Source organism: Anabaena sp. WA102, from assembly GCF_001277295.1.
Taxonomy (GTDB): Bacteria; Cyanobacteriota; Cyanobacteriia; order Cyanobacteriales; family Nostocaceae; genus Dolichospermum; species Dolichospermum heterosporum.
Map to the genome: position 1 here is coordinate 1,507,315 of NZ_CP011456.1, position 12,325 is coordinate 1,519,639.

Sequence of the window (12,325 nt, forward strand, 5' to 3'; positions counted from 1 at the left end):
GTCAACTTTCCAACCTTTCTCCAAAATACTGACGGTACAACTCACAGCGAGGCATAACTTGATTATTTTGCCATTTAATTAGTCCTATGCTGTACAATTGATATCCAAGTATGGAATCTAATTGTGCTGGTTCAGTAGTGCTAATAACCTTTGTGAATGCTGCTGCTAGTCTTGTATTTTCCCTGAGCATTCCCAATAGCCGACGTAAATGCTGAGTATAAATACCCACATCTGTAGGAGCATCTCGCAATAACTGTTTGATATCTCCCCACTTTCCGGGAGCAGGTTGAGCGAGGTGATAAAATGCTATCCGAACTAAATATGGATGACCTCCTATCATAGCCATCAATTTTTGCACTAAACTATGATTCCAATTAAGTTGATGACGCTGTGCTAAATCTTGTACTTGTTCTGCGGTAAACTCCGTTAATTCTACTGGTTCTCCCACATTAAAAGGTGAATGGTTGATATCTAATAATCCATAATTTTCGGTGGAATGCACCACAACTAATCGCAGTTGTTTCCAAATATCTCGATTATTAGCTTCTTCATGACAGCTTCGCAATAGTCCAAAAAAGTCTTGAGAAATTTGAGGGTAGTTAAAAACTCGATCTATTTCATCACAAGCTAACACTAAAGGACTATTAATTTCTTTAAGAATGTAGTTTTGTAGATAGGTTTTACAACTAATTTTACTACCAATAGGCTGCTTCCAAAAATCATCAACCCGATCTGTAATCCCTAATTCTAGGCTAATGTACGTACAAAACCAACGTAAAAAATTATCTAAATTGCTAAAGTTTGATTCATCTACATCTTGTAGATTTATGCGTACTGTTAGATAATCATATTTACGTGATTGAGCTAAAATTCTGTCAAGTAGTGAGGTTTTTCCCATCTGTCTTGGTGCTTTGATGCGAATAAGTGCAGCAGGTTGAGCGATCGCTTGATAACATAAAGATTCAATCGTATAATTTTGAGACTCAATGGAGTATCGCTCTACATAAAAGGGAGAATTTAGGGATACTGGGTTATGAGGAAGTTCCAGTCTGTTCATAGATAAAACTATTTGTGGTGTTTTTCGTTTTTCTCTTTCCCGATACAGTGCTTGACGAAAATTACTTTTACTCACTGGTTCTCCAATAATATCTGTGAGCTTTTTCCATAATTTAGCACCAACATCATTTTGAATATATGTAGTAGTTAAATGTAGTGCTGTAGCAATATCTTCATACCTTTTCCCTTCCCAACTTCCTTTGAGTACCTGTACTTCCACATCGCTTAGATGTTTGTCAGTATATTTCCATACAATTTCATCCACAAATTCTTGAATTTGCTCCCAAGATATATCTACTTTGAAAGACATAAATAATATACATAAAATCAATGTTCATTATTTTACCGTAATTTGATTATTGGATCAAGCAATTATCCTAATTTATGGGTCAGATCCCCGACTTCTTTAAGAAGTCGGGGATCTTGGGGATCTTATTGTTCTACCTTACTTTTCCCTACTTTTTAATTAATAAATATAACTCCCACTTATTTTTTACTACTGATTTGAGTTTAAATTGCTGCTAAACCTAGATAAATATTCCCTATTTTTTAGTGTTTGAACTTTCTCCAAATCCACCCATAATAAAAACATCAAATCAAAAGATATGAAACAAGAAACTTAAACAGCAAAATGGGTACCCTCGCTTCTTCTTGATTTATTCATCAATTAATCTCAATGGAGAAATGAGCCATGATATTTACATTATCAATGATAGGAAACATTATTAATGGTGATGATGAGGATGATGATCCAATCGTTCCTCCCAATTGATATTATATCGAAAAAAATTACAGCGATTTTCCTATTTATTAGGACTTACGCAAAATATCTCTCAGAGGATGTTTTTAAAGTGGTATCCCGTAATTTTCATCACATTGTTACCCCCCTTTATAAGGGGAAAGGGGGGTAATTTAACTTGTGTCTACACGATAGCTTGTAAAGGGGGGAAACAATAAAAATCCAGTTCCCTCCCCTTTATAAGGGGAGGGTTAGGGAGGGGTAAAACATTTGATACAACAATCATGACTTTTCAAACAACCTCTTAAACTCTCTTTCCATCGTGTCCTTCGTTCCTATCCCTGCGGGACGCTACGCGAACGTGGTTCATTCTTTTGTGACTTGTGCGTAAGTCATATTTATATCGCTGTTTCCATAATATTTCTCATAGCATCAAGTTTCCAAATTTCTAGTTCTGGTAAATGCCATTGAACACTTTTTAATTCTTGCTCTTGGGAATAAGATTCTAAGAATTTTCTCCAGAATATTAGAGAATTTTCTTTATCTCCTACTGCTGCTTGGACTTGTGCTAATAAACAATAGGCTGGAACATAATCATTTTCCAATTCTAAAGATATGAATAAATGCTGTTTTGCTTGTTCATAAAAATTTTGCTGAAAATAAGCCCAACCAAGGTTTTTATGTAATGCAGCTTTGACTGTATGATCTTTAACCTTTGATAAAATTGGCGAAATCATTTCCACAGCAGCAGAACTATTTCCTTGTAAAATTTCCAATCGAGCTAAATTATTAATTGCAGCTTCTCCAGCCCGATTTTGATATTGCATAGCAATTTTATAATGTTCACAAGCTTGAGTCCAATGATCTATTTTTTCGTAGGTTGCTCCCAAATTATAATGAGCCGCTGCTAAATCAGGTTTAAATTCAATTGCTAATTTTAAATAGGATAAAGCTGTGTTAAAATCACTATTCAAATAGTGTTGATATCCGGTTTTATTCAGAGATTTAGCAATTTGTTTCTTCTCCTGCTCATTGCAATTAAAACGCAGTATAAATTTCTTAAATTCTTCATTTATAGGTTGGTTGACTGATAGTAATTGTAATATAAATTCGCAGATATTATTGTCATCTTTATCTGTAATTTCTGCTACTTTATCTGTAAATTTAAGCTGATATTCAGTTAGTAAGTTAGGCTTATACTTAGCAACCAGTGTCACTAACTCTGAGCGTTTGTAGCGGCGACTATCAGTATGTTCACTCCTCAGTCCAAATTTTTCACATATTCTTTCAATATGTTTTCTGACTGTAGGCTCTCCAATTTCCATAGCTACTGCTATATCTGCATCTGTTTCACCCGCTAATATCCTTTGCAAGACTTCCTTTGGTCTGGTTGTCAGGTTTTCAAATATAAGTTCAAACTGTTGTTGGTTCATCTTTTGATTATACCAGGATTTTATTCACAGACGTGACTATTTTTATTAAAATTATTCCTAACTTCTATATAGGGTTTGCTGATAGCGTAGCGTAAGCCATAAAAGTCGTCTGTGAGGGCATTTTTTTGTAAGAATGTTGACCTTTTTGCTGAAATATCCTCCACTGCTTAGAGAAGTCGGGGATCTGAAACTCCCGACGTATGGCTATGCTACGCAAGCTATACTCAAAACTGCTAGAAGCTGGACCTTTTTATCATAAGTAATTGGACAAAAATATTTACAGTCATTGCGAGCGAAGCGAAGCAATCACAACCCTTGCGATTGCTTCATTTTACTTCGTTCCATATGGCTAACGCCACGCTGCGCTTACGCAATGACATTGTGTAATTAATTCTGTCCCACTACTTACAAAGAACAAGTTCAAAGCCTCTCCAGTATTAAATATTATTCCTTTTCCCTCTCCTCTTAGGAGAGGGTTAGGGAGAGGTGCGGGGAGAGGTTTAAGTAATTGGACCAAAATATTTACAGTCATTGTGAGCGAAGCGAAGCAATCACAACCCTTGCGATTGCTTCATTTCACTTCGTTCCATATGGCTAACGCCACGCAACGCTTACGCAATGACATTGTGTAATTAATTCTGTCCCACTACTTACCAGAGGGGTTTCATATTTGGTTAAACTATTAACCGTTTTCAGTAAGTAGGTGAACAGAAAATTTAAAGGTATGTGAAGAAAAGTAAAATCACTCAAAACTCTCTTCCTCTTCCCTGTTCCCTGTTCCCTTGCCCCAACGACAATTTTTAACGCCCACCTACTTGTATCAAAATCAAATAGGAGCCTAGGGACTTCCAATTAAAAAAATACCCAAAAATTTCTTGTGGTGGGGGACGAAAAGCCCGCTAATCATCAAGGACGGGCAGGATGCCCATCCCACAAAATTGGGTAATTTATTTTTTGGTGTTCCCCTATATTTAAAATTTACTTTTATGCGTTGACAACGACGAGGTTTTTATGTCACTATTGTGACTAAATAAATATGTCACAAGAACCAAATCACGCACTCCGTATAATACAACAATCAACTCACCCTTGTAATACTAACTTTGCCAAAAGAGTAAATGACCCTTGAAGAAGTGATAATTACGGATAGAGAAGCTCTTGTACTAGTTGAACAGTTATTAAAGCGGGGACGCTTGAGAACAGTTCAAGAGATTGTATTCCGTCAGTCTTGGACTGGACAGACGTACTTAGACATGGCTATAGATTCCGATTACGATCTTGGTTACATTAAAGACGTTGGCTCAGAACTATGGCGATCGCTCTCCCAAGCTTTAGGAGAAAAAGTCACCAAAAGCAACCTGCACAAAGTCTTGAAGCGAATTATACAGGAACAAGAAATCAGCAATAGTAAACAACAATTTAATAGACATATTAGCATTTTTAAGCCGATGGCTTTTAGTCCTGACGCTCAATTTATTGCAAGTGCTAACAATGACCATATAGTTAAAGTATGGCATCTAGCCACAGGAAAATGTGTGCAAACTCTAGAAGGACATAATGCTTGTGTATGGAGTGTTGCTTTTCATCCCACAGAGCAAATCTTAGCCACAGCAAGTGAAGATAACACAATCAAGTTGTGGAATCTGGAAACTGGATGCTGTGTACAAACTTTGAAAGTCTAAAGTTTGGTCAGTTTATTCCATCTCATTAAACGTATCTTTAAGCACAGAACGCGCTGCTAAATGATTACGAGTAGAAGTGAGAATTTCCGCTTCTCGTTCTAAACGAGCAACTGTATCCTGGATTTCTAATAATGCTTGCTGTTCGGGAGCAACACCATAGAGATTACTCGCTATCCAATAAGATAGTTCTGTGGGTAAATCTGGTAAATCGTTTGGTAATTCAATTTCTTGTTCTGTTAACTTGGACGAAAGACGAACTACATCCCGCAATAGTTGTTCTACATCTGAAGCTAAAGGACGTAAATCCTTAGCTGGCGGTTGATCTTCAATCCATTCTACCAAACCGACGCGATAGGGCTTTTCGCGGACATATTCTAACACCCGAAATCTTTGTTGTCCTAAAGCTAATAGCTTGATTCTGTCATCGGGTAGCCGCTGATAATGAAGAATTTCCGCACAACAACCAACATTAGCAATTGTCCCCTTGGTGGGATCAATCATCAATACGCCGAATCGGCGATCGCTCTCCAAAATCGTATTCATCATGATTCTGTAGCGAAATTCAAAGATATGTAGAGGTAATGGTCTAGTCGGAAATAGAACCACTTCGGGTAATGGGAATAGAGGTAGTTCACGCACTGCAATTTTAGAGGAAGATGTCATGGTTATTTGAGTATAAATTGTATTCTTAAAGTATTATATTGTTCTCTAATTTACCCGCACTTTGTTTATATTTTATCATTAAGAAAACAAGAGATCCCCGACTTTTCTAAAAAGTCGGGGATCTTATTTATTGACTAATGACAAACTTACAATTTGACTTCAATATCTACACCAGAAGGTAAATCTAGCTTCATGAGTGCATCAATAGTTTTAGAAGAAGGCTGGTAAATGTCAATAATCCGGCGATGGGTGCGGGTTTCAAAGTGTTCGCGGGAATCTTTATCTACGTGAGGCGATCGCAGTACGCAATATATCTTGCGTTTTGTGGGTAAAGGAATTGGTCCGATAGCTGTGGCGTTGGTACGGTTAGCGGTGTCTACAATCTTCTCGCAAGATGTATCTAATAAACGTCGGTCAAATGCCTTCAAGCGAATTCTAATCTTCTGCTGCTGTAGAGTTGCCATGTTTAGTTTTCCAGGTTCGGTAAATTTTAGACTTTAGATTTTAGATTTTTAGATGTTAAATTCCATCCCAAATCTGAAATTTAAAATTGTTTATGGGAATAGAAAGGAGCAGAGATTATATAATTCATCTCTACTCCTTTTGAATAAGAGCAAAAAGGTGAGTGTTATTTCAAGATTTTAGCGACAACGCCAGCACCGATAGTCCGTCCACCTTCACGAATAGCGAAGCGCATACCTTGTTCAATAGCGATCGCATTGATCAATTCTACTGTTACCTTGATGTTATCGCCAGGCATAACCATTTCCACATCGTTACCATCACTATCGGTAAAGGCTTTGATTGTACCAGTTACATCAGTTGTCCGCACATAGAACTGAGGACGATAACCGGAGAAAAATGGTGTTTTCCGACCACCTTCTTTCTCTGTTAAAACGTAAACTTCACCTTCAAACTGAGTGTGAGGTGTAATTGAGCCTGGTTTAGCTATTACCATACCCCGCTCAATGTCTTCCTTTTTCATACCGCGTAGTAGTACACCGGCATTGTCTCCGGCCATACCTTCATCAAGACTCTTCTTGAACATCTCGATCCCGGTAACAGCGGTACTGCGGGTATCTCTGATCCCAATTAACTCAACAGTATCACCAACCTTAACTTTACCGCGTTCGATCCGTCCAGTAGCCACAGTCCCACGACCTGTGATGGTGAATACATCTTCCACAGCCATCAAGAATGGTTTGTCTACAGCCCGCTCAGGAGTAGGAATAGAAGCATCTACAGCGTCCATCAACTCATAGATTTTGTCTACCCACTCATTTTCACCGCGCTGAGTTTTGGGATTAGCGGTCATTGCTTCTAAAGCTTTCAGACCTGAACCTTTGATAATGGGAATATCATCACCGGGGAAATCATAAGCGGTCAGTAGTTCCCGCAGTTCTAGTTCTACCAATTCCATCAACTCTTCATCGTCCATCATATCTTGTTTGTTCAAGAAGACGACAAGACTAGGAACACCGACTTGTTTTGCCAAGAGGATGTGTTCACGAGTTTGGGGCATAGGACCATCTGTGGCTGCAACTACCAAGATACCTCCATCCATTTGCGCTGCACCTGTGATCATGTTTTTCACATAATCAGCGTGTCCAGGGCAATCTACGTGAGCGTAGTGACGAGCAGTGGTTTCATACTCAACGTGAGCGGTATTAATTGTAATACCCCGTGCCTTTTCTTCAGGGGCATTATCAATTTGGTCGTAACCCTTACCTACGGCTTGACCATTAGCGGCCAAGGTCATGGTAATAGCTGCTGTTAAAGTAGTTTTGCCGTGGTCAACGTGGCCAACAGTTCCGATATTAACGTGAGGTTTATTTCTTTCAAACTTTGCGCGTGCCATGAATAATCGTTTCCTTTTTTAATTAAGCGTTCCCTTTACTTTTTGAAATGATGCCCTCAGCCACGCTGCGAGGCACCTCTTCGTAGGTACTAAACTCCATTGTAAAGATACCTCGACCTTGGGTTTTCGACCGGATATCAGTGGCATAACCAAACATGGTTGCCAATGGAACTTTCGATACCACTTTTGCCAGTCCCTGTTCAGTGCTTTGGCTTTCAATCTGTCCCCGGCGGGAGATTAAATCACCAATCACGTTACCGATGTAGTCTTCAGGTACTTCAACTTCAACTTTCATGATCGGCTCTAAGATCACAGGAGAGGCTTTTGTAGCCGCTTCCTTGATTGCCATAGAACCGGCAATTTTGAAAGCCATTTCTGAAGAGTCTACATCATGGTAAGAACCATGTATTAATGTGGCTTTGACATCAATGAGTGGATATCCAGCTAAAATACCAGATTCACAACATTCTTTCATGCCCTGTTCAGCCGGTCCTATGTACTCTTTAGGTACAATCCCACCGACAATTTTAGAAACAAAGACAAAACCTGTACCGGGTTCACCTGGTTCTAAATTGATCACCACGTGACCGTACTGACCCTTACCACCACTCTGGCGGATAAATTTACCATCAATTTTCTCGACGGCTTTGCGAATGGTTTCGCGGTAAGCCACTTGGGGCGCACCAACGTTTGCTTCTACTTTAAATTCCCGTAACATCCGATCTACGAGAATTTCTAGGTGCAATTCTCCCATGCCCGCAATTACGGTTTGGTTGGTTTCTGGATCAACACGCACACGGAAGGTGGGGTCTTCTTCACTCAAAGATTGCAGAGCCTTGGAAAGCTTGTCCATGTCGTTCTTGGTTTTGGGTTCAACCGCTACCGAGATCACAGGCTCAGGAATAAATAGGGATTCCAAAATTACTGGTGAACCTTCATCACAAAGGGTATCACCTGTCAAGGTGTCTTTTAATCCCAATGCAGCACCTAAATCACCTGCCCGTAGTTCATCCACGTCTTGTCGGTCATCTGCTTTCATTAGCACTAACCGAGAAATTCGTTCTTTTTTATTCTTGCTGACGTTAAGAACGTAACTACCTTTCTTCAGCACACCAGAATAAACACGAACGAAGGTGAGGCGACCATAAGGATCAGCCATAATCTTAAATGCCAAAGCTGATAATGGTTCTTCATCATCAGCATGACGTTCAACGGGATCACCGTTGAGCAGTGTGCCTTGAATTGGTGGAACTTCCAGTGGTGATGGTAGGTAATCTATCACCGCATCCAACATCAATTGCACGCCTTTGTTCTTAAAGGCTGAACCGCAAAGCACTGGTACGATTGTCCCAGCAATTGTTCCTTTACGGAGAGCAGTACGGATTTCTGCTTCTGTCAGTTCTTCGCCATCGAAGTACTTATTCATCAGCGTGTCATCAGTTTCTGATACTGCTTCTACCAACTTGGTGCGGTATTGGGCTGCTTTTTCGGCTAGTTCGGCGGGAATTTCTATGGTTTGGATATCAGTTCCTTGATCGTTTGTGTACATATATGCACACATTTTCACCAAGTCTATAATCCCTTTAAATTCAGTTTCACTACCGATAGGCAGTTGAATAGCAATGGCGTTAGCTCGCAAGCGATCGACCATTTGGTCATGCACTCTATAGAAGTTCGCACCAGTGCGATCCATCTTATTAATAAAGGCAATGCGAGGGACTTTATAGCGGTCTGCTTGTCGCCATACTGTTTCTGATTGTGGTTGGACACCACCTACGGAACAAAATACAGCGATTACACCATCTAATACTCGCATGGAACGTTCAACTTCAATTGTGAAGTCCACGTGACCGGGAGTATCAATAATGTTAATTTGATGATCATTCCAACTGGTACTAATGGCAGCAGCAGTGATGGTAATTCCCCGCTCCCGTTCCTGTTCCATCCAGTCTGTAACAGCAGTTCCTTCGTGAACTTCGCCAATTTTATGAATGATCCCAGAGTAAAATAATATTCTCTCTGTTGTCGTTGTTTTGCCCGCATCTATATGCGCCGCAATACCGATATTGCGTACTTTCTCTAGCGGGTTCGTGCGTGCCACAGTTACCTCCTAACGTTGTCGCCTCATGATATCTTGTATATTACTCTTTGTTAAGATTCTATACTTTTACGGAAAACCGTCTTTTTTTGTTAGCCTAGCTAGGCAGTTGCCTTTTTGGGCATTAGCTATAAATTCTACGATATACCGCACACGAGAAGACGATATATCGTTTTTCTAGTTAGTAACGATAATGTGCAAACGCTTTGTTCGCTTCCGCCATCCGATGTGTTTCTTCGCGCTTACGAATAGCACTACCAGTTTCATTCGCAGCATCCATTAATTCATTAGCTAGTCTCCCAGCCATAGTTCTTCCTGGACGTTGGCGAGAATACTGCACCAACCACCGCAACGCTAGGGTAGTACCGCGATCTGTACGTACTTCCATTGGTACTTGGTAAGTTGCTCCACCAACTCGGCGAGCTTTTACTTCTACTAATGGTGTAGCGTTACGCACTGCTTTTTCAAAAGTTTCTAATGGACTTCCACCAGTGCGTTCTTCAATAGTTTTCAAAGCGTCATAAACTATTCTTGCGGCAATTGATTTTTTGCCATGACGCATTATCCGTCGCATCATCATGCTGATTAGGCGACTATTATACACTGAGTCAGGCGGGACTGCACGCCTTTGACTAACACCACGACGAGACATACTTCATCCTTGAATACGGAATTTGACCACGAAATTATATGCTATCAGAACACAGGAAACTAAAAGCGGTTTAATTAGCCGCTGATTTTTCCTGCATTTTCCTTTATGGCTTGCGCCATGCGATCGCTATCAGTTGAGAGGAGGCTGAATTAATTCACTTATTATCTGCTACCAGACACAGAAGACGACAACGTAATCAACTTTAAAATTTAGATTAAAGTGCTGTTATCGTTGACAAGATTATCTTCTCCAAACTCATACAACTTGTTTTTATGCCAGATCCAGTTTGATTTTCTGAAAAAAAATTCGTTACTGCTGGTTTATTACGCAGTTTGCAGGGAGGACGATTAACCGTATTTAACGCGATTAACCGCCGCCTACCTATTTTTTACCTGCTTTTGGGAGCTTAGTTCCATATTTGGAACGGCCTTGTTTGCGGTCTTTAACTCCGGCTGTATCTAATGTGCCACGGATAATGTGGTATCTAACTCCGGGCAAGTCTTTGACCCGACCACCACGAATCATAACTACGGAATGTTCTTGTAAGTTATGACCGATACCTGGGATGTAAGCTGTTACTTCAAATCCAGAGGTAAGTCTTACCCTGGCTACCTTGCGGAGTGCTGAGTTAGGCTTTTTAGGTGTAGTTGTGTATACTCTGGTGCAAACGCCTCGCCGTTGCGGGCATTGCTTCAGAGCAGGGGACTTGGTTTTTTGACGCGCTAGTTCGCGTTCACTACGTATTAGCTGCTGTATTGTTGGCATGAGTTACAGCGCGTGAAGCTGCTTTATGATCTAAGTTTTAACAAATCCTGATTATATCTTTTTTTTTGATTTTCTGTCAATCATTTTTGGGAGGGAATAGGGAATAGGGAACAGGGGAAGTTGGGGGAGTAGGGGGAGTAGGGGAAGTTGGGGAAGTTGGGGAAGTTGGGGAAGTTGGGGGAGTAGGGGGAGTAGGGGGGGGAGAAAGAATTTTCCCAATGACCAATGACCAATGACAACTGACAACTGACAACTGACAACTGACCAATGACCAATGACTAATGACCAATGACTAATGACCAATGACCAATGACTAATGACTAATAGAGAAAGAATTACCACAACTACAGGTTGATGTTGCTTGAGGGTTGTGAAAGCGAAAACCCCCACCCATCAAATCTTCTGAATAATCTATTGATAACTCATTAATGTAATTTATGCTTTCTGGGTCTATAATTACGCGAATATCATGCAACTCTAAAACCTGATCTTGAGATTGTACTGTTGTATCAAAAGCCAGATCATAAAACAAATCAGCACAACCTCCAGATTTGACTCGCAAGCGAAATAAGGTATCTGATGGTTGTTTAGATTTTAAGCGCCCGATTTCATTAATGGCTGTTGGACTGAAATGAATCATGGAATTTTCTTATTAGTCAGTTGTTAGTTGTTAGTTGTCAGTTGTTAGTTGTCCGTTGTCCGTTGTCCGTTGTCAGTGATCCGTTGTTTGTTGTCCGTTGTCCGTTGCAAAAGAATATTTCTCTCCCCTGCTCCCCTGCGCCCTGCGCCCTGCTCCCCTGCGCCCTGCTCCCCTGCCCCCTGCCCCTGCCTACTTTTCCGAACGGGCATAATCATCTTGATAGCGAATAATATCATCTTCTCCGAGATATTCGCCATTTTGGACTTCAATTAAAACCAAGGGAATCACACCGGGATTTTCTAACCGATGGGTTGTACATTGGGGGACATAGGTTGATTGATTATTGCTTAATAAGATTTCTTTGTCGCCACAAACTACTTTAGCTGTACCGGAAACAACAATCCAGTGTTCACTGCGGTGGTGGTGCATTTGTAAGCTGAGGCGATGTCCAGGCTTTACTTCAATTCGTTTAATTTTATATCCGCGCCCTTCTTCTAAGACTGTGAAAGAACCCCAAGGACGTAATTCACCAGCAGCAATACTTCTAGCATTAATTGTTGGTTGTAGAGTCAGAGTATTTGGGGCAGTTTCTGATAGTTTAGCCATAGTTACCTCAGATGGAGACATAACAAACCTGTTTTTAGTTAGAACAGTTGATGGAAAAGCGACAAGATTTAGCCACTTTGATAAAGATAGCAAAACTCACCATTGACTGGTAAAGTCCCTGGCGGAAACTAAT

Annotated in this window: 11 protein-coding genes; 1 reads left to right on the forward strand and 10 read right to left on the reverse strand. The window is 40.3% G+C overall.

All coding sequences use genetic code 11. The features are described from left to right. Nucleotide 1: 1 nt before the first annotated feature. Both AA650_RS06445 and AA650_RS06455 read right to left on the reverse strand, forming a co-directional pair. Complete coding sequence (locus AA650_RS06445; protein ID WP_205748390.1) at nucleotides 2-1,366, reverse strand: AAA-like domain-containing protein; 1,365 nt, start codon at nucleotides 1,364-1,366, stop codon at nucleotides 2-4. An 827-nt stretch (nucleotides 1,367-2,193) separates the two neighbouring features. Then, a complete protein-coding gene (locus tag AA650_RS06455) occupies nucleotides 2,194-3,228 on the reverse strand; it encodes a helix-turn-helix domain-containing protein (protein ID WP_053538421.1) in 1,035 nt (344 codons plus the stop codon). Between the two features lie 1,118 nt (nucleotides 3,229-4,346). On the opposite strand from AA650_RS06455, the gene AA650_RS06460 reads away from it, so the two are divergent. Next, nucleotides 4,347-4,910 carry a WD40 repeat domain-containing protein gene (locus AA650_RS06460; RefSeq protein WP_053538422.1) on the forward strand — a complete coding sequence of 188 codons (564 nt, stop codon included), beginning with the start codon at nucleotides 4,347-4,349 and terminating at the stop codon, nucleotides 4,908-4,910. Nucleotides 4,911-4,922: 12 nt separating this feature from the next. On the opposite strand, the gene AA650_RS06465 is transcribed toward AA650_RS06460, so the two are convergent. The 8 genes from AA650_RS06465 to AA650_RS06505 form a co-directional block, all read right to left on the reverse strand. Then, the gene (locus tag AA650_RS06465; protein WP_053538423.1) at nucleotides 4,923-5,573 is read right to left on the reverse strand and encodes an LON peptidase substrate-binding domain-containing protein; all 651 of its coding nucleotides are present in this window, start codon (nucleotides 5,571-5,573) and stop codon (nucleotides 4,923-4,925) included. Nucleotides 5,574-5,719: 146 nt separating this feature from the next. After that, a complete protein-coding gene (rpsJ, locus tag AA650_RS06470; protein ID WP_015113498.1) occupies nucleotides 5,720-6,037 on the reverse strand; it encodes a 30S ribosomal protein S10 in 318 nt (105 codons plus the stop codon). A gap of 164 nt (nucleotides 6,038-6,201) precedes the next feature. Further along, nucleotides 6,202-7,431 carry an elongation factor Tu gene (gene tuf / locus AA650_RS06475; RefSeq protein WP_053538424.1) on the reverse strand — a complete coding sequence of 410 codons (1,230 nt, stop codon included), beginning with the start codon at nucleotides 7,429-7,431 and terminating at the stop codon, nucleotides 6,202-6,204. Between the two features lie 22 nt (nucleotides 7,432-7,453). Then, on the reverse strand, nucleotides 7,454-9,532 hold the full coding sequence (gene fusA, locus AA650_RS06480) for an elongation factor G (protein ID WP_053538425.1): 2,079 nt from the start codon (nucleotides 9,530-9,532) through the stop codon (nucleotides 7,454-7,456). Between the two features lie 178 nt (nucleotides 9,533-9,710). Then, complete coding sequence (gene rpsG / locus AA650_RS06485) at nucleotides 9,711-10,181, reverse strand: 30S ribosomal protein S7 (protein ID WP_027402058.1); 471 nt, start codon at nucleotides 10,179-10,181, stop codon at nucleotides 9,711-9,713. A gap of 381 nt (nucleotides 10,182-10,562) precedes the next feature. Continuing rightward, the gene (gene rpsL, locus AA650_RS06490) at nucleotides 10,563-10,946 is read right to left on the reverse strand and encodes a 30S ribosomal protein S12 (protein WP_015078104.1); all 384 of its coding nucleotides are present in this window, start codon (nucleotides 10,944-10,946) and stop codon (nucleotides 10,563-10,565) included. Between the two features lie 313 nt (nucleotides 10,947-11,259). Then, nucleotides 11,260-11,586: a HesB/IscA family protein gene (locus AA650_RS06500; protein ID WP_053538427.1), complete on the reverse strand. Its 327-nt coding sequence runs from the start codon at nucleotides 11,584-11,586 to the stop codon at nucleotides 11,260-11,262. 189 nt (nucleotides 11,587-11,775) lie between these two features. Next, nucleotides 11,776-12,192, reverse strand: coding sequence for a phosphomannose isomerase type II C-terminal cupin domain (locus AA650_RS06505; protein ID WP_027402060.1), 417 nt, complete (start codon nucleotides 12,190-12,192; stop codon nucleotides 11,776-11,778). Nucleotides 12,193-12,325: the final 133 nt, after the last annotated feature.

Bases quoted from the DNA above. Each gene is read 5' to 3' on its own strand.
- rpsL (WP_015078104.1), bottom strand. From the start codon at position 10,946: ATGCCAACAATACAGCAGCTAATACGTAGTGAACGCGAACTAGCGCGT.
- rpsG (WP_027402058.1), bottom strand. From the start codon at position 10,181: ATGTCTCGTCGTGGTGTTAGTCAAAGGCGTGCAGTCCCGCCTGACTCA.
- AA650_RS06445 (WP_205748390.1), bottom strand. From the start codon at position 1,366: ATGTCTTTCAAAGTAGATATATCTTGGGAGCAAATTCAAGAATTTGTG.
- AA650_RS06500 (WP_053538427.1), bottom strand. From the start codon at position 11,586: ATGATTCATTTCAGTCCAACAGCCATTAATGAAATCGGGCGCTTAAAA.
- AA650_RS06460 (WP_053538422.1), top strand. From the start codon at position 4,347: ATGACCCTTGAAGAAGTGATAATTACGGATAGAGAAGCTCTTGTACTA.
- AA650_RS06505 (WP_027402060.1), bottom strand. From the start codon at position 12,192: ATGGCTAAACTATCAGAAACTGCCCCAAATACTCTGACTCTACAACCA.
- tuf (WP_053538424.1), bottom strand. From the start codon at position 7,431: ATGGCACGCGCAAAGTTTGAAAGAAATAAACCTCACGTTAATATCGGA.
- AA650_RS06455 (WP_053538421.1), bottom strand. From the start codon at position 3,228: ATGAACCAACAACAGTTTGAACTTATATTTGAAAACCTGACAACCAGA.
- AA650_RS06465 (WP_053538423.1), bottom strand. From the start codon at position 5,573: ATGACATCTTCCTCTAAAATTGCAGTGCGTGAACTACCTCTATTCCCA.
- rpsJ (WP_015113498.1), bottom strand. From the start codon at position 6,037: ATGGCAACTCTACAGCAGCAGAAGATTAGAATTCGCTTGAAGGCATTT.